Here is a 26056-nt window from a genome sequence, read left to right as displayed (position 1 = left end):
TCCCGAAAGGGGTAGGACCGCTCGCGGAAACGCCTCATCGAGCATTTCGGGTCCGTAGCGAAATCGTGCCGGGTCGATTTTTATTCAGCGACCGGTTCAGCGTATCGTGAAGCGCACCTGATCGACCACGCGGCCGGCGAGGTCGACGAGCCGCAGCCGATGCTGACCGGGTGGCGCGAGCACTAGCGGATGCGCATCCGCGGCGCCGAGATCGTGCGTGTCGAGCAGCAGCCTGTGGCCGGTGACAGCACCGGAAACCGCGATCGACAGTCGCTGGCTGGCTACAGGAATATCGGGATCGAGCGCATAGACGCTGCCGGCAACGGGATTGGTGATCCGTGGCCGCCGCGCCGCCTCCGGCGCCGAGGCGACTTCGCTGAAACCGGTCCCGCGGACGAAATATTCGCGGCGGGGCTGCTCGATCGCGCCGGCGAAATGGATCGCGCGCGCTTCGATCCCCTGCGGCTCGGCGGGCGCATGGCCGGGCGTTGCGGCGTGCAATGCCATCATGACGTCGCGCCACACCGGCGCCGCGCCGCTGGTGCCCGACACCGCACGCATCGGATCGCCCTCGAGATTGCCGACCCAGACGCCCACGGTGTAGCGATCGGAGAAGCCGACGCACCAATTGTCGCGCATCGCCTTCGACGTCCCCGTCTTCACTGCCGCCCAGAAGGGCAGACGCAGTGCCGAATCGGGGCCGAACGTGCCGGTGCGGGCATTGGCATCGGCCAGCATGTCGGCGACGATCCACGCCGCCTGGGGCGTGGTGATCGCGCGCAGTGGCTCGGCCTTGCTGTCCTTCAGGATGCGCAGCTTCGCCCAGCGCCCGCCGAGCGCGAGGCTGCGATAGGCGGCGACCTGCTCGACCAGCGTCACTTCGGCCGAGCCGAGTGCCAGCGAATAGCCATAATATTGGCCGTCCTCGACCAGGCCGCGATAGCCGGTGTCCCACAGCCGATCGCGGAAGCTATCGACCCCGGTGAGCAACAGCGTGCGCACCGCGGGCACGTTGAGCGATCCGGCAAGCGCAGTCCGCGCCGAGACCGGGCCCTTGAAGGCGCGATCGTAATTTTGCGGCACGTAGAGGCCCGAGGCGGTGTCGAGCTGGACCGGCGAATTGTCGAGGATCGAGGCGGCGGTGAGATAGCCCTTCTCGATCGCCATGGCGTAGAGGAACGGCTTGAGCGTCGATCCGGCCTGGCGATAGGCAGCGGCGCCATCGACCGCGGGCGCAGTCGATTCGCCGCCGATCCCGCCGACATAGGCCAGGATCTCGCCGGTGGCATTGTCGGCCACCACCACCGCGCCGTCGCGTGCACGCGATCCGCCCAGCCCCTGAAGCTGACGGCGCAGCGCGGCGATGGCGACGCGCTGGACGCGAGCATCTAGCGTGGTGGTGACGCGCAGGCCTGGCTTGTCGAGCAGCGCCGCCGCGAGATGCGGCGCGAGCCCGGGATCGAGCGCCAGGCTGCGCGCCGGGCCGAGCATCGAGGCGGCGGCGCCGGGGAAGCGGCTGCAATCCGCCTCATGCGCCAGCGCGCAGGCGCGCCGCGCGACTTCGCCTGAGGCGGCGCGCGGATTGGGCAGCAGCGCGGCGAGCAACAACGCGTCGTCCCGCGTAAGCCCTGCCGGGGTCTTGCCGAACAGGCCGAGCGCCGCCGCGCCGATCCCCTGTGCCTCGCCGCGAAACCCGGCGAGGTTGAGATAGGCCTCGAGGATCTGGTCCTTGCTCCACGCCGAATCGAGCGCCGCGCCCGCGCGCATCTGGCGCAGCTTGTCCCACCAGCTGCGCCGGCCGGGCCGCGCCAGATCGGGCGCGAGATAGGCGGCGACCTGCATCGACAGCGTCGAGGCACCGCGCGTGCGCTTGCCCTCGATTCGATCGCGCAGCACGCCGGCGAGCGCCCACCAATCGATCCCGCGATGCGTGCGGAAGCGACGGTCCTCGGCGGCGATCAGCGTGTCGCGCGCAATCGGTGCGACCTCGGCAAGTGGCGTCCAGGCGAGGCGCCGCGCCTGATAGTCGACTCGGCTTGAATCGATCAGCCGGCCGTTCCGGTCATACAGCCAGGCTTCGGACGGGTGCCAGGCGCGCTGCACGCTCGCATAGCCGGGCAAAGGCGGCGGCCGCGTGATCCAATCGAGCGCGAGATGCCCGCCGATCAGCAGCGTGAGTGCCACGCCGACGATCCGCGCCGGAGTGAACACGCCGCGCCAGCCGCGGGCGCGCCACGCCGCCCGCTCGCCGCGCAGCCAGCCGGCCAGCGCATGCGGAAAGGCATCGACGCGCGCGATCAGCGCGCCGAGCCGTGTCACCGCTCCGCCACCGTCATCGCGCCATTAGGCAGCTGCGCACGGATCTCGGGCGAATACATCGCCTCGACGCGCGTCGCCGGCAGGCTGAAGCGGCCCGCGGTGTTGAGCCGCATCACATAGGAGACGGTGAAGCTGCCGCGCGGCACCCAGCCATAATAGGCCCGCCACGCATCGCGACCACGCTCGATCCAGTTCGGCGAGACGCCGTCGCTGGTGCCGCTATCCTTCGCGAGCAGTTCGGACTGGCCGCCGAGATTGCCGATCACCGTCGCGCCGGTCGGCACCGGATCGTTGATCACCACCCAGTTGCGCTCGGCCGAAGCTTCGACCGTGATCGTCACCTTGACCACGTCGCCGCGCGTGTAGCGTCCCGGGGTCATCGCCTGCACGACGCTGACCTGCTTGGTCATCTTGTACCCCGCCATCAGCGGCTGGGTGAGCGGCACCGCCGCCTTCACCCTGACGAACGCCCAGGGCCCGGCACCGCCGCTCTGGCGCAGCACCAGCGGCGCCTGCGCCGCAGGCAGCGGCAGCGCGAGCATCCGCTGCGGCTCGGCAAGCGGCCAGCTGCGCGTCAGCGTCGTGCCGCCCAGGCTCGCGGTGGTGATCCCCGCCACGGCCTCGGCAGGGTACATTGCCATGAACTTGCGCGCGGCAATCGTGCCCCAGGCATTGGCAGTGGTGGTGTCCCAGGCGCCGCGGCGCTGCCGCATCGACAGGCCGACTACGATCTTGGCCGATTCGTCCTGCCAGCCGGGGCGGCCGAGCGTGGCGAGGGTCGCCTTGATCGCGGCCTCGTCGTCCGACGACATCAGCCACCAGGGCATATTGCCCTTGTCGCTCAGGTCGATCCGCGTGCCCTCATAGACGAGGCGGGTGCGCAGCACCTTCTCGGCATCGAGGCGCAACTGCGCGCCATTGGCGAGCCCCGGCACATGGCCCAGCGCGGCGGCATAATCGGCCAGGCTCGCGGTCGGCATTTCCGCCGGGGTGATGCCGAGCTGGCCGAGCATCGCCGTCGTCGCCGCGCCCTGGCGGGCGAGCGCGGCGAAGGCCGCGACGCGCTGGAGGCGGACATCGCCATAATCCTCGCGGCGCAGGCGCCCGTCGAGCACGGCCTTCATCGCCTCGACCATCTTGGCCCGCGGCGCCTCCGGAAGCGGCAGCCCGGCCTCGGCGGTGATCGAGAGGATATAGGCCGTCAGCGCCTCCGATCCCGGCCAGTCGCCCGGGAAATAGCGCAACAGGCCGTCATCGTCCTGATAGCCGGGCATCTCGGCGGCGATCAGGTTCCACGCGCCGGTATCACCCAGCGAAATCGCCTTGGAGGTGCGCTGCTCGAGGCAACCATAGGGATAGGCCGCCATATAATCGCGAACGCCCTGAAGCGGCGGCGCGATGCTGTCGGCCAGGCTCAGCTCGACCGAGCCGAAGCCCGGCAGCGCGCCGGCGGGCGGCGCGATCGCGAAGCTGGTGCCTTCGCCCACGCGCGCCAGGCTCGCCGCCCAGACTTCGACCGGGACTGCCGGAATCACGTCCTGCGACACGGTGACCTGATCGACCGCCTTGCCGTCCGCCGATTTGGCGGAGACGGTCCAGGTGAGCTTGCCGGCCTGGGGCGGCGCGGTGAGGTTCCAGGTGACCGGCGAGGCGCCGCCCGCCGGGATGTCGACGGTCAGTGGCTTGCCCTGCGCCACCGCCGGGTTGAGCTGAACGCTCGCCGTTACCCGCATCGGCTTGTCCGATCCATTACGCAGGGTGAACATCGCGCCGAACGTATCGCCGGTGCGCACCAGCTGCGGCACGCCGGCAAAGATGCTGAGATCCTGCGCGCTGCGCACGCTGGTCTCGCCGGTGCCAAACAGCTGCGCGCCGTTGGTGGCGATCGCGACGAGCTTGAACGACGTCAGCGCGTCGGACAGCGGCACCGGAATGCGCGCATGGCCCTTGGCGTCGAGCGGCACGGTTCCCTTCCACAGCAGCACCGGCTGGAAATTCTCGCGGTTGAGCCCGGAGAGATCGCCGGTGCCGCCGCCGCCGCCAGCCTCGACGGCCTTCTTGCCGTAATGCCGCTTGCCGACCACCTGGGTCTGCGCGGTCGATGTCAGCACCGAGATCGGGCGGTCGCCCATCATCGCGCTCAGCACGTCCCAGCTTTCGTTGGGGGCGAGCTGGAGCAGCGCCTCGTCGACTGCGGCGAAGGCAAGATCGGCCGAGGCTGCGGGGCTGCCATCGGGATTCTTGACCTCGACATCGACCATGGCGGTGTCGCGCGCGCCATAGCGCGGCTTGTCGGCCTTGACGGTGACGCCCAGGCGATGGCCTTCCCAGCCGACCTTCACCTTGGCCATGCCGATGCGATAGGCGGGCTTGGCGAGATCGACCAAAGCGGTCGGTTCGCCGCCGTCCTGCGATCCAGGGATGCCCCAGTCGCGCGACATCTTCGCCCGCCAGTTCGACCAGCCGGACACGCGCCCGCGCACCGCCATCACGGAGACGTATACGTCCGGCGCGTAGGACGCCGGCATCGGCACCTCGATCACCGGATCCTTGCCGCTCAGGCCGACCACGAAGCTCGAGAGCACGCCCTCGCGCTCGACGGTGACGAGTGCGGTGGCATCGCGGAACGGCATGCGCACCTGGAACTTGGCGGTCTCGCCCGCCTTATATTCGGTCTGCTCGGGGATGACGTCCATACGGTCGCCATTGTCGCCGCCGAACCACCAATCCTCATCGCCGACCAGCCACACCGACTGGGTGGCGCGCGCGACATTGCCGGCACCGTCCTTGGTGGTGGCAACGGCATAGACCTCGCCCGACACGCCCGGATCGACCTGACAGGTCGCAAGCCCCTGCGCGTCGGTGGTCGCCGAGCAGGTGGCGCCCAGCTTGGTGGTCTTCATCTGGTTGTCATAGGCATAGAAGCCGCCGATCAGCCGCCGCCGCGCGGTCAGGATCTCGCGGCTGTAGAGCTCGACCGAGATCGCCTGGTTGGCGATCGGCTTGCCGGCCGTATCGAGCGCCACGAAGCGCAGGCGCAGATCGTCCTGCTTCTGCAGCCAGCCATCGGTCTTGACCCCGAGCTGGACGCCCGAGGTGAAGATCGGGATGCGCCGCGACGCGGTCAGGATCTCGCCATTGGCATCCTGATAATCCATCTCGACCAGCATGTTGGTCGCCTGGTCGAGCGTCTGCGGCACGTCGATCGAGGTGCGCGCCGTGCCGTCGCCGCCCAGCGTCACCGGCAGCGTCTGGGTGGGCGGCAACGGCGTGGATTGCTCGTCGGTCTCGTCCGAGCCGTTGAGCGCCTTCACGCCTTCGGTCAGCGCACGGCCGCCAAAGCTGTAACCCTCATAGCCCTCGGGCGCGGTGACGTCCTCGAACCAGCCGACGCGCATCTCGACCGGGAGATTGGCGGCGCCACCGCCCGAGAGATAGCCGACGAACAGGTCGAGCGGCAGCGTGCGCGGGCGCACCGCGGCTTCCTTCGGCCCGGCGACCGAGGCCTTCATCGTCGGCAGCTTATATTCGTCGACCTTGAATGACTGGCCGGTCCAGATCGTCTTGTCCTCGCCGTTTTCCTTGACGAGGACCTGGAGGTCGTAATCGCCCATCTTGGCGCCCTGCGGCGCGTTCCATTCGGTCTCGCCATTGCCGCGCGCGTCGATCGTCAGCGGCAGTTCGTACTTCGTGTCCGATCCGCGATGCGACAGCTGCAGCGTGCCGGTGAAGGCCGGGGACATGCCGAAGCCCTGGGCGATCGGCTGGCGCACGATATGCTTCATGTGGATCGTCTCGCCCTGACGAACGAGCGCGCGATCGAACACCGTGTGGAACACCTGGCCCGGCGCCTGCCAGCCATAGGATAGCTCGAAGTCGGACGGGCGGATGCCGTCGCCCCAGGTGGTGAAGGTGAAGCTGAAATCATCGGCCTTGCGCGCCGAGACCATCAGCGGCGAGCTGTCCGAATTCTCGCAATTGGCATAGGTTTCGGGCTCGGGCAGTCCCTTGGGGACGCCCAGCCGGCCCGAGGCATCGGTGACGCCCTTGGCAAGCAATTGCCCGGTGCAGCTGTCGGTGATCGCCACTTCGGCCTTGTCGACCCCGTGCCCGCTGTCGAGCGCCGTCACCCAGACAAGCGACTGGTCGCGGCCCCATTTGAAATGGACGCTCATATTGGTGACGAGCGCGCCGGTAGCGACATAGCGCGGCGCCTTGCGACCGAGCAGTGCCTCGCCCAGCCTTGGGCTCGCGAGCTCGACGACATAGAATCCGGGCTTGGTCAGCGGGATGCCGACGACTTCGAATTCCTTGCCCTTGCCGGGCAGGCCGACGCTGAACGGCTTGCCGGTCGCGGGGGTGAGCAGCGGCTTGGCACCGGTCTGATTAATCGAGATTGTCTCGTCGCCGCGCTTCACTTCGTCATATTTGGTCTCGGCGGCGTCCGAGAGCGCGCGGAACCACTTGGCGACCTCGCCATCGCCGCCGGCGACGCGCAGGCTCTGTCCATTGACTGCCATCTGCTTGCCGCCGAGCGCCGGCTCGACATTGCGGACGGTGACCGGAAGCACGCCGCCCTCGGCGGCTTCGAGGATGCCGAAATTGCCGGTGAACTTCACCAGCGGCGGCGCCTCGTCGAAGCGCACGTCGAGCGGGAAGCGCTCGCCGTTGGAAAGCTTGCGGCCGCTCTCGTCGGTGACGTTCGCCGGCAGCACCAGCTTGGCGGTCTGCGCGGTGGGTAGCGGCGCCTTGAACTTGATGTCGCTGATCGTCGCCTTGCGCTTTTCTTCGTCGGAGAAGGTCGGCGTCAGTTCCTTGCCGTCGCCCAGCTTGATCCGGATCGCCTCGGCCTGGCCGCGCGGGACCGGCGCGGAGAAGCGCACCCACGCCTCCTGCACCGGGTTGCATCCGGCCCGCGGATTGACACGCGAGCATTCGAAGCGCGCGGTGAACGGCTTGCGGACGGTGAAGTCGAAGCGCTGATCGGTGCCGGCGATGCGGCCCGTGGCACTTGCAATGTCCTTGCCCCAGACCAGCGCCATGTCGCGGCCGGGCGGTAGCGGACGGCGGCATTTGAGCGCGACGACGCTGGCCAGCGCCTTGGCGCGCGCAGCGGCATCAGCCGGAAGCGCCTGGGGCAGTCCGGCTTCCTCGAGGAAACTGCGCATCTCCCAGCGATCGGTGCCGAGATCGGCAACCAGCTTGGGCGCGACGTCCGCCGGCAGCACGTCGACCGGAATCTTCTCGCCGATGCCGTCGACCGCGCAATAGGCATTGGCGCCGACCGAGGCGCGATCTGGCGCGAGGTTGGCGGCGACGAGGAACACCTGGTCCTCCTCGATCTCGCTGCCATAGCGGCTGGGCAGCACGGCGCGCGCGATCGGACCGCCGCTGTCGACGGTGAACTTGGTCTGGCCGCGGACTTCATAGCCGGCGACGCTCTTGAGCTTGGCCTTGAGCGTGAAGGTGCAGGTGACGCCGCCGGGGAGCGGGCTGGCGAATTCGTGGACGAAGGTCTGCTGATCGACCCAGCGGCCTTCGCCGCCGACGGGGCATTCGACGTCGAACGGTCCGGCCGCGCGCGGATCGCCCAGCGGCACCATCGGCTGGTTGAAGCGGGCAGTGAAGCGCTCGATCGCTCCGTCGCCGACGCCGGGCGTCGCCATCTCGACCTGCGGGCTGTTGTCGCCGAATGCCGCAATGGCGCCGAGCGGCGCCGCGACCAATGCCAATATGCCGAGCTTGGCAACGAGCTTCACGTGCACCTCTCCCCTTGGGCCGCGCGCACCCTAGCTCTAGGAGAGGCCAAGTCCAGCGGCGATTCAGCCCGGGCGATGCACCGCGAAGCCGGCAAATGCCTGGTTGACCGGCATCAGTTCCAGCGCGTTGATGTTGAGGTGCGGCGGCAAGGTCGCGACCCATAGCAGTGTCTCGGCAATGTCGTCCGCGGTCATCGGATCAACGCCGCCGTAGAGCTTGTCGGATGCTTCCTGGCTGCCGGTGCGCACCAGGGTGAACTCGGTCTCCACCATGCCGGGCTCGATCGAGGTGACGCGCACTCCGGTGCCGAGCAGGTCGGCGCGCAGGTTGAGGCTGAACTGGCGAACGAATGCCTTGGTGCCGCCATAGGCATTGCCGCCGGCATAGGGATAGCTGGCCGCAACCGACGAAAGGTTGATGATTGCACCCTTGCGCGCGATCAGCCCGGGCAGCAGCTTGTGCGTGATCGAGACCAGCGCCGTGATATTGGTGTCGATCATCGTCTTCCAGGCGTCGAGCTTCGCGGCCTGGGCCGGCTCGGTGCCGAGCGCAAGGCCGGCATTGTTGATCAGCAGGTCGATCGTGTCGAACGGTGCGGGTAACGCATCGAGCGCCGCGTCGCGTGCCGCTTCGTCGCGGACATCGAACACGGCCGCGTGGAAATTCTCGCCGAGCTCGGCCGCCAGCGCATCGAGCCGGTCGCCGCGCCTCCCGGTGCCGATCACGTGCCAGCCTGAATCTACAAAGGCACGCGCGGCGGCCTCGCCAATGCCGGCCGTGGCGCCGGTGATGAGTGCGGTAGGCATGTTCGGCTCCTCAAAAAACTCGGAGCGGCTATGCGTATTCGAAGATGACAGCGCAACCAGCGAAGCCCTCCCCTGTGACGGGGGAGGGCTGGGGCGCGGTCTCTCCGCCTAGCAGGGAACAGTGCGGCTATCCCCGCAAGCTTGCGCCGAGCTTTGCGGCTGCAGCGACGACCTTGTCGGCCACTGCCTTCAGCTCCGCATCGGTGAAGCTCTTCTCGCCGGGCTGGAGCGTGACTTCGACTGCGAGGCTCTTCTGACCCTCGGGCACGCCGGCACCGGTGAAGACGTCGAACAGTCGCGCGTCGGTGATCAGCGCCTTGTCGGCACCCTTGACCGTGCGGACGAGCTCGCCCGCGGCCACATCGACCGGCACGAGAAACGCGAAGTCGCGCGTCACCGCCTGAAGGGCAGGCGGGGTGTAGGCCTGGCGCATGAACCCGCTGGTCCGCTTGGGCGGAAGCGCATCGAGATAAATCTCGACCGCGGCGACATCGCCATCGAGGTCGAACGCCTTGAGCACCGAAGGGTGGAGCATGCCGAAGGCGGCAAGCACAGTCTTGGGGCCGAGCCGCAGCGTCGCCGACTGGCCCGGATGCCACACCTCACCCGCCTCGCCCATCACTTGCAGATTGGTCACCGGGGCACCCGCAGCTTCGAGCAGCGCGAGCGCTTCGGCCTTGGCATCGAACGCGCCGAAGGGCTGGGCCTTGCCGCCCTGCCAGCCGCGCGCGGTCTTGCCGCCGGCGAGCAGCACGGCCAGCGTCGGCCGTTCCTTGTCTGCGAGATAGCGCCGGCCGATCTCGAAGAGCCGCACGCTCGTCGCGCCGCGCTTCAAGTTGCGCTCGGCGGCAGCCAGCAGGCCCGGGAGCAGCGAAGGCCGCATGACCTTCATGTCCTCGCTGATCGGATTGGCGAGGCTCCACGCCCCGCCGCCGAAGGGCGCCGCTTCCTTCTCCGAGATGAAGCTCCACGTCACCGCTTCGCTGAGCCCGCGCGCCGCCGCCGTGCGGCGCAGCTTGCGCTCGAGCTTCTGCTCGGGCGTCGCGGTCGGGCGGGCGACGCCGGGGAGGCGATCGAGCGGCGTCGAGGGGACGTTGTCGATCCCTTCAATGCGGATGACTTCCTCGACCAGATCGGCGGGGCCATCCACGTCGCGACGCCAGCTCGGCGCGGTCACGCGAAACGCCTCGAACCCGGCAAGATCGGTAGGGTCGCCATTCGCATCGAGCGGCTCGACGACGAAGCCGAGGCGCTCGAGAATGTCCTTCTGCCGTTCCGCGGGAACCGCCAGGCCGCCCAGCGTCTCGGCCAGCGCCGGATCATATGCGGTGGTGATTCCGACTTGGGGCACCTGGCCGGCGCGGGTGACGTCGCTCGCGCTGCCGCCGCACAGGTCGACGACGTAGCGGGCCGCGATGGTGATGCCGTCTTCGAGGAATGCCGGGTCGACCCCGCGCTCGAAGCGGGAGCGCGCGTCGCTGGTCAGGCTGAGCTTCTGCCCGGTCTTGGCGATGTGATCGGGATCGAAATAGGCGCATTCGATCACCACGTCGGTGGTCGTGTCGGACACGCCGGTATCCTCGCCGCCCATGATCCCGCCGATATCGTGCACGCCATTGGCATCGGCGATCACGGTGACCGTCTCGTCGAGCGTATAGGTCTTCTCGTTGAGGGCCAGCACCTGCTCGCCCGGCTTCGCCTTGCGCACGACCAGCGCGCCCGACAGCTTGGCCTTGTCATAGACATGCAGGGGCCGGCCGAGATCGATCATCACATAATTGGTGATGTCGACCAGAGCCGAGATCGGGCGCTGACCGATCGCCTTCAGGCGGCGCTGCATCCATTCGGGAGACGCGCCATTGGTGACGCCGCTGACGGTCTGGCCGAAATAGGCCGGGCAGCCCTCGGGCGCTTCGATCCGCACCTCGGGACCGGCGCCGCTGGCAGGGACCGGATCGACCTTGAGCGGCTTGAGCGTTCCCAACCCGGCCGCGGCGAGATCGCGCGCGATGCCGCGCACCCCCATGCAATCCTGGCGATTGGGCGTGATCGCCACGTCGATCACGGCATCGTTGAGATCGGCATAGTCGGCGAAAGCCGTGCCGATCGGCGCATCGGCCGGCAGCTCGATGATGCCGTCATGATCGTCGCCCAGCTCGAGTTCGCGCGTCGAGCACATCATGCCGTTCGATTCGACGCCGCGCACTGCCGCGACCTTGAGCTGCATGCCATTGGCGGGCACCACCGCGCCCGGCGTACCGAGCACGCCCACCAGCCCCGCCCGGGCATTGGGTGCGCCGCACACGACGGTCAGCACCTGCGTCCCGGTGTCGACGGTCAGCACCTGGAGCTTGTCGGCCTGCGGATGCCGCTCGGCGGTCAGCACCTTGGCGACGCGGAAGCCGGCGAGCTTCTCGCCGGGATCCTCGACGCCCTCGACCTCGAGCCCGACGCGCGTCAGCGCCTCGAGGATTTCGGTCAGCGGGACTTCGGTCTCTAGATGCTCCTTGAGCCAGTTCAGCGTGAACTTCATGCGCCGACTCCTCCGCTTAGCGTGGGGACGTCGAGCGCAGAGAAGCCGTAATGGCGCAGCCAGCGCAGATCGCCGTCGAAGAAGGGCCGCAAGTCGTCCATCCCATATTTGAGCATCGCGAGGCGATCGACGCCGGTGCCGAAGGCGAAGCCCTGCCATTCGTTCGGATCCAGCCCACACGCCGCGATCACCCTGGGATGCACCATCCCGCTGCCAAGCACTTCCATCCAGCCTTCGGACCCGCCGATCACACGCTTGCCGTTGACGACGCTGTAGCCGACATCGACTTCGGCGCTGGGCTCGGTGAACGGGAAATAGCTCGGGCGCAGGCGCAGCACGATGTCGTCGCGCTCGAAGAACGCCTTGAGGAAGGTCTCCAGCGTCCATTTCAGATGGCCGAGCGTGATCCCCTTGTCGATCACCAGCCCTTCGATCTGGTGGAACATCGGCGTGTGCGTCGCATCCGAATCCGAACGATAGACGCGGCCCGGCGCGATGATCCGGATCGGCGGCTTTTGCGCCATCATCGTGCGGATCTGCACCGGGCTGGTGTGGGTGCGCAGCACCATCTTTGGCTCGTGCTCGCCCGCCAGATAGAAAGTGTCGTGCATCGCCCGCGCCGGATGGCTCTCGGGGATGTTGAGCGCCGTGAAATTGTGCCAGTCGTCCTCGATCTCGGGCCCGGTGGCGACGGCGAAGCCGAGATCGGCGAAGATCTCCGCCAGCTCGTCCATCACCTGGCTGACCGGATGCACCGACCCAGCCGGCACGGCATCGACCGGGAGCGTCATGTCGATCGTCTCGGCTGCCAGCCGCGCGTCGAGCGCCAGTCGCTCGAGCGCGGTCTTGCGTTCGGCCAGCGCCGCGGTGACCGCCTCGCGCAAGCCATGGATTCGCGGGCCCTGCTGCTGGCGTTCCTCGGGGCTCATCCCGCCCAGTGTCTTGAGCAGACCAGTGATCGCGCCCTGCTTCCCCAGTGCGTGCACGCGCAGCGCTTCGACGGCGTCGAGCCCGGCCGCGGCGTCGATCGAGCCGAGCAAGTCGCTGCGCAATTGTTCGAGATCAGTCATGGATTTCCGTTCATTGTGCGAGGAGGCCGAACCCCAGTCACGGCCTCAGGTCAAGCCTATACGCGGCTGCCGAGCAACGCGCCGCCAAAGCCGAGGAACATCACCCCCGTCGCGCGATTGAACAGGCGCTGGCGGTTGGCCGGCGCGAGCCATGCCGCGAGCGAGCGTCCGCCCAGCGCATAGACGGCGTACCAGAAGGCCTCGATCACCACGAAGCTTGCCACCAATATGCCCAGCTGGCTCCAGAACGGGAGGCTCACATCGATGAATTGCGGGAACAGCGCGGCGGCGAAGATGATCAGCTTGGGATTGGAGAGCCCGGTAGCGAGGCCGGTGGCATAGAGCGCGCCTGCCGAGCGTCGGGTGTGCGGATCGCGCGCTCCATCGCCCACCGGTGCACGCCAAGCCTTGATACCCAGCCATACCAGATAGGCGACCCCGGCATAGCGCAGCGCATCGTAGAGCATCGGCGCGGCCTTGAGCAGCGCGCCGAGCCCCGCCGCCGAGGCGAGCAGGCAGAGCAGCACCGCGCTCATCAGTCCGGCCATCGAGAACAGCGCGCGGCGCGGCCCGTGATGGATGCTCTGCACCATTACGTGCAGCATGTTCGGTCCCGGCGTCGCCGAGATCAGGAACACCGCGGTGACGTAGAGCCACCAGACATGCATCGCCATTTGCTCCCTCTATCGTTCGAAACGAAAGGGGCGCCGAAGCCCTAGCTTCGACGCCCCTTGTTTCAGCTGCGCGTCAGGTCGCCTCAGGCGGCCTGGGGCAGAGCCGCCTTCGCCTGCGCGACGATGGCGGTAAACGCCTCGCTCTCGTGCATCGCGATATCGGCCAGGACCTTCCGGTCGAGATCGATGCCGGCGAGCTTCAGCCCGTGCATGAACTGCGAATAGGTCAGACCCTCGGCGCGGACGCCGGCGTTGATGCGCTGGATCCAAAGACCACGGAACGTCCGCTTCTTAACCTTGCGGTCGCGATACGCGTACTGGCCGGCCTTTTCGACGGCCTGCCGCGCGATGCGGATGGTGTTCTTGCGACGGCCACGATAGCCCTTCGCCTGTTCCAGAATGTTCTTGTGCTTGGCGCGGGTGGTAACACCCCGTTTTACGCGTGCCATGTTCTAGGCCTCCCTTACTTCAGGCCGTACGGCGCCCACGCGACAATGCGCGCGACGTCTGCATCAGCCAGCACGGAAGTGCCGCGATTAGTACGGATATACTTCGCGTTGTGCGAAATCAGGCGGTGGCGCTTGCCAGCGACTCCATGCTTCACCTTGCCAGTGGCGGTGAACTTGAAGCGCTTTTTGACGCCGCTCTTCGTCTTGAGCTTGGGCATTTTGGTCTCCTTACAAACTCGAACATGCGAACAGCCGCGGCAGCCCTTGATGGCCGGGCGTGTTCCTGACGTTCGAGGAAAGCGGGGCGCATAACGCAAGCCCCGCTGCAATGCAACCTGAGTCCGGAACCCCCAGGGTCGACAGGCTTTCTGTCTCAAATGGCAGATCGTGACGCACCCACAGAAGCTGCCGACAAGGCGCTACCTCCCAAGAACGTCCCGGCCAAGCCGGCACGCGCAATGGGGACGCCGCTGGCGAGCGGCATCGCGGTGCTCACCACGCTCCTCGGGCTGATCGTCCTCGCCTGGACGATCCTGTTCATCACCAAGGGCCGGTTCCTCAAGCATAGCTTCGAGCGTATCGTTGCCGGGCAGACGCACCGGCAGGTGAAGGTTGCCGGCGATTTCCAGCTCTATTTCGCGCCGTTCAACGTCAAGTTTGTCGCCGAAGGGCTGACCGTCTCGAATCCCGAATGGGCCGGCAAGGGCAATTTCTTCTCCGCCAAGAAGATCGATTCGCGGATCTCCACGTGGAGCCTGATCACCGGCAACCGGCGGATCAACTGGCTCGGCCTCGAGGACGGCCATGTCGATCTGCAATGGGATCGCCAGGGCCGCAACACCTGGACCTTCGGCGAGAAGACCAGTGGCAAGCCTCTGGAGCTTCCGATCATCCGCCGCGCGCTCGTCCAGGGCACGATGATCCGCTATGTCGATCCGCGCATGCAGATCGAGGCCGGGATCCGTATCCACACGGTCGAGGCCAAGGACACGAAATTCGCGTCCGCGATCCGCTTCGACGGCAACGGCACGGCGCGCGGGACACGTTTTACGCTTGCCGGTGCGCTGCTCACCCCGAACGCCACCGTTTCCGGCGGGCAGAACCAGCTCCAGCTCCACGCCGAGGGCGTGCGCACCCAGATCGACCTGTCGGGCACGCTGCCCGGCGCGACCGAGATCGAGGGCGCCGATCTGCATATGGACGCGCGCGGCCAGAACCTTGCCGATGTCTTCGCGGTTGCCGGCATCGCAGTTCCCGACACGCGGAGCTATCGCTTGCGCTCCGCGGTGACCAAGCACGACGAGGAATGGCGCTTCACCGGCTTGAAGGGCCGGTTCGGCGATTCGGACCTGTCGGGCAAGTTCACCGTGGCGATGACCGAGCCGCGGATTATGCTTACCGCCGATCTGGCGACGCACGTGCTCGACATCGTCGATGCCGGTCCGTTCATTGGCTACAACCCTCAGGCCTCGGCGGCGGGCAAGGTGGTCACGCGCGCGGCGGGCGGCACGCCGCGCATTTTGCCCGACGCGCAGCTCCGCATCGAGGCGCTAAAGAATTTCGACGCCAAGGTCCATTGGACCGTCCGCACCGTGCGTGCCGAGAGCCTGCCGATCTCCAACATCGAGCTGGGGCTCGACCTCGACGATCGCCTGCTCAAGCTCAGCCCGCTCAACTTCTCGATGGCGCGCGGCACCGTCACTTCGGACATCACGCTCAACGCGCGGCGCAATCCGGTCTTTACCGATTACGAAATCCGCCTCTCGCCCACGCCGATGGGCACGCTGCTCGCCGGCTTCGGTGTCGACCAGTCGGGCACCACCGGCACGCTCAAGGCGCGGATCAAGATGACCGGCGTCGGCAACAGCGTCCACAATTCGTTGAGCAATTCGAACGGCCGCATCGCGGTGATCATGCCCAAGGGCAGCTTCTGGACGCGCAACATCCAGCTCTCAGAGATCGATATCGGCACCTTCGTCCAGAAGATGTTCGAAAAGAAGCTCAAGGAGCCGGTGCAGATCAATTGCGGGTTGATCGGATTCAGCGTGAACAACGGCATCGCCGCGGCCGATCCGATCCTGATCGACACCCAGAAGAACGTCATGCTGGGCCGCGGCGGGTTCAGCTTCAAGAACGAGAGCGTCGACCTGGCCTTCCGCGCGGACAGCAAGAAGTTCAGCCTGTTCGCCGGCCAGTCCCCGGTGGGCATCGGCGGCTATTTTGCCGCGCCCAAGATCGACGTGGTCACGCCCGAGTTGCTCAGTCGCGCGGGTGCGGGTCTCGGCCTCGCAATGGTGGCAAGCCCCTTTGCGGCGGTGATCGCGTTCGTCGACGTCGGCGATGCCAAGGCTGCCGATTGCGGCCCGGTCCTGGCTGGCGCCAGTGCCCAGGCGCAGCGCACCGCCAAGGGCAAGCCGCGCGACGATGTCGGCAAGGGCACCACCGCCAAGTCCGAAAGCGGCAAAAGCTCGGCGGACGAGCGCAAGAAGCAGCGCAAGAAGTTTCTCGGAATCTTCTGAGCAGTGCGCGTTCCACTCAGTTTGCCGTGCGGGGCGATTGACAGCCGCAGCGGCGCCCCGCATCGCTGCCCGTGATGTCACCGGCGCTCAGATTCCTCGATCATAGCGGTGAAATGGCGGCGCGGATCCGCGCGCGGGATTGGGCGGAGGATCCGCTCGGCCCGCCCGAGGGCTGGCCCGCCTCGCTCAAATTCGCGCTCGATCTTGCGCTCGCCTCCACCTTTCCTTCGGCCATCTATTGGGGCCCCGATTTCCGCCTTTTCTACAACGACGCATGGGCGCCGATCCCTGCCGATCGCCATCCTTGGGCGTTCGGCCGGCCAGCCCGCGAGGTCTGGGCCGATATCTGGGACGTGGTCGGGCCGCAGATGGAGCAGGTGCTCCAGACCCAGCAGGGCTTCACCGCCTTCGACCAGATGCTTGCGATGGAGCGCGACGGGCGGCCCCAGGAAACCTGGTGGAACTACAGCTTCACCCCGATCCGCGACTCCGAAGGCAATGCGGTCGGCGTGCTCAACCAGGGCAACGAAACGACCCGGACGGTACTCGCCGAACGCGCCCGCCTGGCTGAAGTCGATCGGCTGCGCGGCCTGTTCGAGCAGGCGCCAGGGGCGATCGCGCTGCTCCACGGCGCCAACCATGTCTACGAGATCGCCAACCCTGCCTATCTCGAGCTCATCGGCGGTCGCGAACTGGTCGGCCGGAGTGTAGCCGAGGCGTTGCCCGAAGTCGTCGAACAGGGATTCGTCGCGCTGCTCGACCAGGTCTATGCGACGGGCGAACCCTATCGCGCCAGCGATGCTGCAATCGCACTGCATCGCCGCGGCAAGATCGAAACCCGTATTCTCGACTTCGTCTACCAGCCGATCAAGGACGCGAGCGGCGCGACCACCGACATCTTCGTTGCGGTAACCGATGTCACCGAACGCAGCGCGGCAGAGGCGGCGCTGCGCGAAACCGACGAACGGCTGCAGCTTGCGCTCGATTCTTCGATCGGGGTCGGCACCTGGATGTGGGACGTCCCCGCCAATCGCGTCACGGCCGACGCCCGCTTCCTGCGCCTGTACGGCGTCGGGGGCGTGCAGCCCGGCGAGGGCGGGCCGATTGAGGTGTTCTTCGCGCGTGTTCATCCCGAGGACCTGCCAGGATTGCAGGAAAAGATCGGCGAAACGCTTGCCCGGGGCGGTCCTTTTGTCGCGGAATATCGGCTGTTCCAACCCGATGGGAGTATTCATTGGGTCAATGCGCAGGGCCGGGCGATCTTCGACGATAGCGGCAAGGCGCTGCGTTTCCCGGGGGTCAGCTTCGACATCACCGAGCGCAAGGCTGCCGAGGAGGCTGCGCGTGCCGCCGCCGACGAGCTGCGCCAGGCCAATGCCGAACAGGCCTTTGTCTATGCGCTGGCCGAGCGCCAGCGCGCGCTCGAAACCCCCGTCGCGGTGATGCAGGCGACCTCGGACGCACTGATCGCGCAGCTCGGCGCCGATCGCGTCGGCTTCTACCGCGTCTCCGACGATGCGCTGCATTTCGGCCCTTCGGCGACGTCGCCAGCCCTGTTGCCGCTCACGGGCTCCGCGGCGCTGGCCGGTGTGGGCGAAGCGGCGACCCGCGCTTATCGCGCGGGCGACACCGTCGTCCTCGATGATACGGCGAGGGCACCCGAGATCGAGGGGTCCGACATTGTGCGCCGCGCTGCCTCCGCGATCGGCGTGCCGCTGTTGCGCGGCGGCGAATGGATTGCGACATTCTACGTCAATCAGGCCGCGCCGCGCCGCTGGTCTGCCGAGGAAGTCAGGTTCATCGAAGCGGTCGCCGAGATTTCCTGGGATGCCGTCGAGCGCGCGAACGCCGCGGCGGCGATGCGCGAGAGTGAGGAGAAATTCCGCGCGATCGCCAATTCGATCGACCAGATGGTGTGGTCGACGATGCCCGACGGCTATCACGATTACTATAACGACCGCTGGTACGAATATACCGGTGTGCCCTATGGCTCGACCGACGGAGACGCGTGGAACGACGTCTTCCATCCCGACGACCAGGCGCGCGCCTGGGCGCTGTGGAGCCATTGCCTCGCTACCGGCGAGACCTACCACATCGAGTATCGCCTGCGGCACCACTCGGGCGTCTATCGCTGGGTGCTGGGTCGCGCCAAGCCGGTGCGCGATCCGAGCGGCACGGTCACGCGCTGGTTCGGCACCTGCACCGACATCCAGGACATTGTCGATGCGCGCGAAGTGCTCGCCCGCTCGCGCGGGGAACTCGAAGCCGCGATCGCCGAGCGCACCGCTCAGCTGATGCAGGCGGAGGCGCAGCTGCGCCAGGCGCAGAAGATGGAGGCAGTCGGGCGGCTCACTGGCGGCATCGCGCATGACTTCAACAACATGCTTGCCGTTGTGATCGGCGCGCTTGATTTGCTCGAGCGCAGGCTGGCCCAAGGCAACACCGATGTCGATCGCTATGTCACCGCGGCGCGCGACGGAGCGACGCGCGCCGCAGCGCTTACCCAGCGGCTGCTCGCCTTCTCGCGCCAGCAGCCGCTTGCGCCGGTCGCGGTCCATACGCGCCAGCTGATCGATGGGATGATCGAGCTGCTCGTTCGCACGCTGGGCGAGGATGTGACGATCGAGACCGTGCTGCCCGAAGGCCTGGCCCCCGCGCTGGCCGACCCCAGCCAGATCGAGAACATGATACTCAATCTCGCGGTCAATGCCCGCGACGCGATGCCTGAGGGCGGCCTGCTGACCATTGCTGCCTCGAACATCGACTTCGATAGCGAGGCTGCGGAGGCGCTGGAACTCACGCCGGGTGCCTATGTCGAGATTGCGGTGGCCGATACCGGATCGGGCATGGCACCCGAGGTGCTGGCGCGCGCCTTCGATCCCTTCTTCACCACCAAGGGTGTCGGCAAGGGGACCGGCCTGGGACTGAGCCAGGTTTTCGGCTTCGCGCGGCAATCCGGCGGCGACGTCCGCATCGAAACCGAGCAGGGCCGCGGAACGACGGTGCGGGTGTATCTTCCCATTCACCGGGGCTTGGCCGCTGCCGCAGCGCCCCTTCCGCGTAGTGCCGACACGCTGCCTGCAGCGCGCGCCGGCGAAACCGTGATGGTCGTGGAGGATGAGGAGCGCGTTCGCAGCTTCTCGATCGAGGCGCTGCGCGAACTCGGCTACACCGTGATCGATGCGCGCGACGGCCGCGAAGCATTGCGGCTGATCGCGCGCGGCCAGAAGGTCTCGCTGCTGTTCACCGACGTCGTCATGCCCGAGATGAACGGTCGCGAGCTGGCGCAGAAGGCGCGAGCGATGCTGCCCGGGCTCAAGGTTCTACTGACCAGCGGCTATACCCCCGATGTCGCCGGCGACGACGCAGCGATCCTAGCCAAGCCCTTCGAGCTCGAACAACTCGCCCGAAGAGTCCGCGCCGCGCTCGACGCGTAGGGCGGAGTCTCCGTATTCAGTCGGGTTCGCGAACCGCGATACCTCGTGCGAGCATCGAGGCGACCGTCTCCGCGATCGTCTCGGGTGCGGTGCCCTCGTCCCAAACGCTGTAGCGCAGGCCGAGGAAGACGTTCATCCCCATGATCGCCCAGGCATGGACTTCGCCCACATCGTCGCGCACTTCGCCGCGCTCGGCAGCAGCGCGCAGGCGCCTGGCGATGCGATCGGCCGTGCTCGCATAGTGCATGCGGAAACTGTCGGGATCGACGAACTCGGCTTCGTCGATGATCCGGTAGATTTCCTTGTGCGTACGGGCGAACTTTATGAAGGCGAGCAGCGCGGCCTGTTCAGCGGCGATCTGGCCGGATGCATCCTTGAGCGCCGGCGCGACATGCTCGCGGACCTGATCCGACATGTCGCGGACAAGCGCGCGGAACACTTCATCCTTCGAATCGAAATAGGTGTAGAAGCTGCCTAGCGCGACGCCGGCCCGGCGCGTGATCCCGCTGATCGAGCCTTCGTGAAATCCCTTCTCGCCAAATTCAACGGCGGCCGCATCGAGGATCGCGCGCAGCGTTCGGCGGCCGCGTGCAGTGCGCGGTTCCTTGCTCGCGCTCGCGCCTTCGCCCTCCATGCCATCCCCCTCATTCTTCCAAGTTGAAACCCGGTTCAGGTTTCAGTATAGCGTCGGACAATCGGTTACAACCCGCACGAAACGGGGCCGGATCTGGGGAGGATCATATGTCACGACTGATTCCGTCTGCACGCACGTTATTGTCTGCCGGCGCCGCGATGGCTGCGCTGACGAGCCTGCCCGCCTTTGCGCAGGAGCAGCCGCCGGCCGATGCGCAGGCCAGCGCCGAGCAGGAAGGCGATGGCGAGATCGTCGTCACGGCGCGCCGGCGCGAGGAGCGGCTGCTCGACGTACCCGGCGCAGTCACCGCGCTCAGCGCCGCGACGCTCGAGCAACAAGGCGCGATCGACCTCACCGACATCCAGAACGTCACGCCCAACACCACGCTCAAGGATGCGCGCGGCACCAATTCGACGCTCGCCGCCTTCATCCGCGGCGTCGGCCAGCAGGATCCGGTCCCCGGTTTCGAGGCCGGCATCGGCATCTATCTCGACGACGTCTATCTCAACCGGCCCCAGGCCGCGGTGCTCGACATTTATGACGTCGAACGGATCGAAGTGCTGCGCGGGCCGCAGGGCACGCTCTATGGCCGCAACACGATCGGCGGCGCGGTGAAATATGTCACCAAGCGGCTACCCGACGCGCCCACGCTCAGCGTCAAGGGCACCTATGGCTCGTACAAGCAGGCCGACCTCGTCGTCAGCGCCTCGGCGCCGATCGGCTCGCTGTTTAAGCTCGGTCTGTCGGGCGCGCGGCTCACGCGCGACGGCTTCGGCGAGAACCGCAATCTCGGCATCGACAATTACAACAAGGACGTGTGGGCCGCGCGCGGCACGCTCGAATTCGAGACGCCCGACAAGGCGATGTCGATCCGGATCACCGGCGACTATACGCACGACAAGTCTAACGCCCGCAATGGCCACCGCCTGTTCGCCGGCCTGCTCACCGGCTCGCCCTCGCTGGGCGATGTGTTCGATACCAATGCCGGGCTCGCCAACCCGAAGAACGACATCGAGGCAGGCGGCATCTCGATGACCGCGAGCGCCGATGTGAGCGATCACATTACGCTTCGCAGCGTCAGCGCCTATCGGGAGGATACGTCGTACACGCCGATCGACTTCGATTCGACGCCTTCGGTCGATGTCGACGTGCCGGCCTATTACAAGAACAACCAGACCAGCCAGGAATTCCAGCTGCTCTACAGCAGCGAGAAGCTGAACGGCATTCTCGGCTATTATTATCTGGGCGCCAAGGCCACGACCGGCTTTGGCGTGCTGCTTTCGACCACCGCGCCGGGCTTCAACGCCTATACCGCCGGCGACGTGCGCACCGAGACCAGCTCGATCTATGGCGACTTCACCTACGACATCACGCCGATGCTCAGCCTGACGCTGGGCGGGCGCTACACCTGGGACCAGCGCCAGAGCTATGTCTTCAAGGCGAGCTATTTCGGGCTGACCCCGGATTTCGGCGGCACTCCGATCGCCGTCGGCGCGCCGTCGACCAATTTCCGCGGCACCGCCAATTTCAAGCGCTTCACCCCGCGCGCGACGGTCAGCTTCAAGCCGAGCGACAGCCACATGGTCTATGCCTCCTATTCGGAAGGCTTCAAGGGCGGTGGCTTCGATCCGCGCGGATCGGGCGCCTCAGCGCCGATCAGCAATGCGTCGGCAGGGCGGACCTATCAGGACATCTATAATTACCTCTCCTTCGATCCCGAGACAGTGAAGAGCTATGAGATCGGCTGGAAGGGTGCGGCGTTCGACCGGCGGCTGACCTGGGCGCTCGACGGCTTCTATTCGGACTATTCGAACGTCCAGATTCCCGGCTCGGTCGGCTGCCTGATCGGCGGCGTGCAGAGCTTCTGCGGGATCACCACCAACGCCGCCAAGGCCGATATCAAGGGCGTCGAGCTCGAAACCAACGCGGTGCTGGCGCGCGGCTTTGCCGGGCCGGGATCGAACATCGCGTTCGTCGGCGCGCTTGGCTATATCGATGCCAAGTACAAGAGGTTCATCGGGCCCACCGGCGTCGACGTGTCCGATGTCCGCGTGTTCCAGAACACGCCCGATTGGACGCTGTCGGGCACGCTCAACGCCGCGCTGCCGCTCGGCGACGGCGATCTCACCGGCGCGTTCGGCGCCTCGTATCGCAGCCTCACCCACCAGTTCGAAACGGCAAGCCCGTTCCTCGACCAGCCGGGCTACACGCTTCTCGACGCGCATCTGGTCTACAGCTTCGGCGAAGGCGGCCGCTATTCGATCGGGATCCACGGCAAGAACCTGACCGACGAACGCTACAAGACCGGCGGCTATCAATATATCCGCACCGACATCGCCGGCACGCCGCTCAACGCCGCCTTCCAGCCGATCACCAACGGCACGGGCTATGTGCCGACGCTGGGCAGAGAAGGCGTCGCCACTGCCTTTTACGGCAATCCGCGCCAGATTTTCGGGACGTTCAGCCTGAAATTCTGAAACGATACGCCCTCTCCCCGATCCGGGAGAGGGCCCTTAAAGGCATGCCATGACCGCTGCGCCCTATCGCGCCCCCAAGGGCCTCGTGCTGGCGATGCTGCTGCTCGTCTACACCTTCAATTTCCTCGACCGGCAGATCCTCAGCATCCTCGCCCAGCCGGTAAAGGCCTCGCTGCATCTCACCGACAGCCAGCTCGGCATGCTCGGCGGGCTCGCCTTCGCCGCGCTCTATTCGACGCTGGCGATCCCGCTGGCGCTGCTGGCCGACAAGACCAGCCGGAGCTGGGTGATCGCGGTGTCACTCGGCGTGTGGAGCGCGTTCACCGCGCTGTGCGGGGTGGCGCAGAATTTCACCCAGATGTTTCTGTTCCGCCTGGGCGTCGGCGTGGGCGAGGCCGGCGGAGTCGCGCCATCCTATGCGCTGATCAGCGACACCTATCCGGCCGAGCAGCGCGCGCGGGCGCTGTCGATCTATTCGTTGGGAATCCCGGTCGGCGCCGCCGCGGGCGCGCTGCTCGGCGGATATATCGCGCAGAATGTCGAGTGGCGTACTGCCTTCCTGACCGTCGGCTTCCTGGGACTCGTCATCGCCGTGCCGTTCAAGCTGATCGTGCGCGATGCGCCGCGGCCGCGCGCGGCGACCGGACAGGCGCCGCTGGGCGCCGTCTTCGCGATTCTCGCCGCCAAGCCAAGCTTCTGGTTGCTCGCCTTCGGCGCGGCGACGGGATCGATGTGCGGCTATGGCGTTGCCTTCTGGCTGCCGAGCATGATCATGCGCAGCTTCGGGCTGACGATCGCCGAGACCGGCCAGTTCTTCGGCGCGCTGCTGCTCACCGGCGGGGTCGCCGGCATCCTGCTCGGCGGCTGGCTCGGCGACCGGATGGGCGGACGCAACCGCAAATGGTACGCGCTGGCGCCGGCGCTCTGCTATGTCGCGGGGACGCCGCTGTTCATCGCCGGGGTGCTCGCCAGCGGCTGGCAGGCGGCGTTCGGGTTGTTCCTGCTGCCCCAGGCCTTGGTTTATGTCTGGCTCGGCCCGGTGCTGACCGCGGTCCAGCATCTCGTCCCGGCGCATATGCGCGCCACGGCGTCGGCAAGCTTCCTGCTGATCAACAATCTGATCGGGCTCGGGCTGGGCTCCTGGGTGATCGGCGCCCTGTCCGACCGGCTGACCCCGGCCTATGGCGCCGAAGCGCTGCGCTATGCGATCGCGGCGGGGCTCTGCCTCTATCTGCTCGCCGGCGCGCTGATGGCGCTGGCGAGCCGGTTCCTGCAGCGCGACTGGGTAGCCTGAACAGTTACACCGTCGCTTCAGTTCTGCATCTCGAGCAGCCGGAAGTCGCCGACGTGCTCCAGAAGGAACGACTGCCCGCGATCGTGCAAGCTTGTCTTGGGATACGTGCGGGTCGTTCTGCGGCCATAGAAGGTCACCGCAAATAGCGCCCATGTGTCGTGCGAGCCGTTCAGTGCAACAATTCGCCGCTCCAACTCGGCGCACAACTCGGGTCGGCAATCGACATTGTACCCGATCTTATCCGCCCATGCCTCGCATGCCGGTCCAGCGCAGGGCGTGAAAACGCTGTTCTCGAAATTGGTGAAGTACACGCCTTCCAGTTTTTCGACGCGCCCGAAGGCGCGGCCACCATGATTCACTGAAGACGCGTTCCCCGGCCCGGTCTGAGCCAAGCTCACGTCCGGCAAGAGCACCAATGCTACCAACAACCCGGCCAGATGCGTTCGCATCGCGCAGCGCTACTCTTGCCACGGATCGCTCGCAAGCTACCGCTCGCGTGTCGCCGCGAACTTCACCTTCGAATAGCGGTCGGCGATATAGCCGACTTCCCAGGCCGATTTGGCGAGGAAGACGGGATTGCCGTCGCGGTCCTTGGCCATCGCGCCGCGATTGAGCCCGATGAACTCCTGCAGGTCCTTGGGGTCCTCGGCCGAGATCCAGCGCGCGGTCTCGAACGGCGCCATCTCCAGTCCGGCGGCGACCTTGTATTCGGCATCGAGCCGGCTGAGCAGCACGTCGAGCTGGAGCTGGCCGACGACGCCGATGATCCAGTTCGATCCGATCTCGGGATAGAAGACCTGAGTCACGCCTTCCTCGGCCATGTCGTCCAGCGCCTTGCGCAGCTGCTTGGTCTTGGTCGGGTCCTTGAGTGCGACGCGGCGCAGGATTTCGGGCGCGAAATTGGGCAATCCGGTGAAGCGAATGTCGGCGCGCTCGCTCAGCGTGTCGCCCACGCGCAGCGTGCCGTGATTGGGAATGCCGATGATGTCGCCTGGGAACGCCTCGTCGGCCAGTTCGCGCTGCTGGGCGAAGAACAGGATCGGCGAATGGATCGCGATCGGCTTGCCGTGCCCGGTGGGGGTGAGCTTCATGCCGCGCTTGAAGGTGCCCGAGCACAGCCGCATGAACGCGATGCGATCGCGGTGGTTGGGATCCATGTTCGCCTGGACCTTGAACACGAAGCCGGTGACTTCGTCGCGGGTCGGCTCGACCGGGGCGGGCTCGGCGGGCTGGGCGCGCGGCGGCGGGGCGAAGCTCGCCAGCGCCTCGATCAGCGAATCGACGCCGAATTCCTTGAGCGCCGAGCCGAAATAGACCGGAGTCAGGTCGCCATTGCGATAGCTTTCGCCGTCGAACTCTGGATAGCCGACCTGCGCCAGCTCGACATTCTCGCGCAGCTTGGCGAGATTATCGGCGTCGAGGATCGCATCGAGCTGGGGATCGTCGAGCCCGCTGGTCTGGATGACCTTGCCCTGGAATTCGCGGCTGTTCCCTTCGGGGAGCAGCAGGCGATGGTTGGCGAGGTCATAGATGCCTTCGAAGGCGCCGCCCATGCCGACCGGCCAGGTCATCGGCGTCACGTCGAGCTGGAGCAGGTTGGCGACCTCGTCGAGGATGTCGAACACTTCGCGGCCTTCGCGATCGACCTTGTTGACGAAGGTGATGATCGGCACGTTGCGCAGCCGGCAGACTTCGAACAGTTTCCGGGTCTGGCTTTCGATGCCCTTGGCGACGTCGATCACCATGACCGCGGAATCGACCGCGGTGAGCGTGCGATAGGTGTCTTCCGAGAAGTCCTCGTGGCCCGGCGTGTCGAGCAGGTTGAAGGTGATGCCCTCCCGCTCGAAGGTCATCACGCTCGAGGTGACCGAGATTCCGCGCTGCTGCTCGATCTTCATCCAGTCCGATCGCGCGCGCCGCGCTGCGCCGCGCGCCTTGACCTCGCCGGCGAGATGGATCGCGCCGCCGAACAGCAGCAGCTTCTCGGTGAGCGTGGTCTTGCCGGCGTCAGGGTGCGAGATGATCGCGAAGGTGCGACGGTCGTTAGTGTGTTCGGTGTCGGAAGGCATCGCGGGCCTGTAGCG

The 26056-nt window shown here is 66.8% G+C and carries 15 protein-coding genes; 4 read left to right on the top strand and 11 right to left on the bottom strand.

What is annotated here, in order from left to right; translation table 11 throughout:
- Positions 1-96 precede the first annotated feature (96 nt).
- From pbpC to rpmI, 8 genes are all read right to left on the bottom strand, one after another.
- Positions 97-2184 carry a penicillin-binding protein 1C gene (gene pbpC / locus AB2M62_RS16685; protein WP_404339993.1) on the bottom strand — a complete coding sequence of 696 codons (2088 nt, stop codon included), beginning with the start codon at positions 2182-2184 and terminating at the stop codon, positions 97-99.
- Positions 2185-2315: 131 nt separating this feature from the next.
- Positions 2316-8078, bottom strand: a complete 5763-nt coding sequence (locus AB2M62_RS16680) for an alpha-2-macroglobulin family protein (RefSeq protein ID WP_404335602.1) — start codon at positions 8076-8078, stop codon at positions 2316-2318.
- A 63-nt stretch (positions 8079-8141) separates the two neighbouring features.
- The gene (locus tag AB2M62_RS16675; protein WP_404335600.1) at positions 8142-8885 is read right to left on the bottom strand and encodes an SDR family NAD(P)-dependent oxidoreductase; all 744 of its coding nucleotides are present in this window, start codon (positions 8883-8885) and stop codon (positions 8142-8144) included.
- A 127-nt stretch (positions 8886-9012) separates the two neighbouring features.
- On the bottom strand, positions 9013-11418 hold the full coding sequence (gene pheT, locus AB2M62_RS16670) for a phenylalanine--tRNA ligase subunit beta (protein ID WP_404335598.1): 2406 nt from the start codon (positions 11416-11418) through the stop codon (positions 9013-9015).
- Entirely contained in the window at positions 11415-12488 is a 1074-nt protein-coding gene (pheS, locus tag AB2M62_RS16665) for a phenylalanine--tRNA ligase subunit alpha (RefSeq protein ID WP_404335596.1), read from the bottom strand. Before pheS ends, pheT begins: the two co-directional genes overlap by 4 nt.
- Positions 12489-12544: 56 nt before the next feature.
- Complete coding sequence (locus AB2M62_RS16660; protein ID WP_404335594.1) at positions 12545-13162, bottom strand: LysE family translocator; 618 nt, start codon at positions 13160-13162, stop codon at positions 12545-12547.
- Between the two features lie 83 nt (positions 13163-13245).
- Positions 13246-13611, bottom strand: a complete 366-nt coding sequence (gene rplT, locus AB2M62_RS16655; protein WP_404335592.1) for a 50S ribosomal protein L20 — start codon at positions 13609-13611, stop codon at positions 13246-13248.
- 14 nt (positions 13612-13625) lie between these two features.
- Positions 13626-13829, bottom strand: a complete 204-nt coding sequence (rpmI, locus tag AB2M62_RS16650; RefSeq protein ID WP_404335590.1) for a 50S ribosomal protein L35 — start codon at positions 13827-13829, stop codon at positions 13626-13628.
- 159 nt (positions 13830-13988) lie between these two features.
- Between rpmI and AB2M62_RS16645 the strand changes: the two genes are divergently transcribed.
- The gene (locus tag AB2M62_RS16645; protein ID WP_404335588.1) at positions 13989-16130 is read left to right on the top strand and encodes an AsmA family protein; all 2142 of its coding nucleotides are present in this window, start codon (positions 13989-13991) and stop codon (positions 16128-16130) included.
- Positions 16131-16243: 113 nt separating this feature from the next.
- Complete coding sequence (locus AB2M62_RS16640; protein ID WP_404335586.1) at positions 16244-19567, top strand: PAS domain-containing protein; 3324 nt, start codon at positions 16244-16246, stop codon at positions 19565-19567.
- 16 nt (positions 19568-19583) lie between these two features.
- Here AB2M62_RS16640 and AB2M62_RS16635 read toward each other — a convergent pair whose 3' ends face one another.
- Positions 19584-20201: a TetR/AcrR family transcriptional regulator gene (locus AB2M62_RS16635; RefSeq protein ID WP_404335584.1), complete on the bottom strand. Its 618-nt coding sequence runs from the start codon at positions 20199-20201 to the stop codon at positions 19584-19586.
- 158 nt (positions 20202-20359) lie between these two features.
- Here AB2M62_RS16635 and AB2M62_RS16630 point away from each other — a divergent pair, with 158 nt between their 5' ends.
- Together AB2M62_RS16630 and AB2M62_RS16625 are read left to right on the top strand one after the other, a co-directional pair.
- Positions 20360-22678 (top strand): TonB-dependent receptor, encoded by a 2319-nt coding sequence (locus AB2M62_RS16630; RefSeq protein ID WP_404335582.1) that lies wholly within the window; start codon positions 20360-20362, stop codon positions 22676-22678.
- Positions 22679-22727: 49 nt separating this feature from the next.
- The gene (locus AB2M62_RS16625; RefSeq protein ID WP_404335581.1) at positions 22728-23972 is read left to right on the top strand and encodes a spinster family MFS transporter; all 1245 of its coding nucleotides are present in this window, start codon (positions 22728-22730) and stop codon (positions 23970-23972) included.
- Positions 23973-23989: 17 nt separating this feature from the next.
- Here AB2M62_RS16625 and AB2M62_RS16620 read toward each other — a convergent pair whose 3' ends face one another.
- Positions 23990-24421, bottom strand: coding sequence for a hypothetical protein (locus AB2M62_RS16620; protein WP_404335579.1), 432 nt, complete (start codon positions 24419-24421; stop codon positions 23990-23992).
- A gap of 36 nt (positions 24422-24457) precedes the next feature.
- Positions 24458-26041 (bottom strand): peptide chain release factor 3, encoded by a 1584-nt coding sequence (locus tag AB2M62_RS16615; protein WP_404335577.1) that lies wholly within the window; start codon positions 26039-26041, stop codon positions 24458-24460.
- Positions 26042-26056: the final 15 nt, after the last annotated feature.

The sequence above is a fragment of the Sphingomonas sp. MMS12-HWE2-04 genome (genome assembly GCF_044881185.1).
Lineage (GTDB): Bacteria > Pseudomonadota > Alphaproteobacteria > Sphingomonadales > Sphingomonadaceae > Sphingomonas.
Note: the sequence above shows the minus strand (reverse complement) of the source record. Positions and strands in the feature narration are given on the sequence as shown.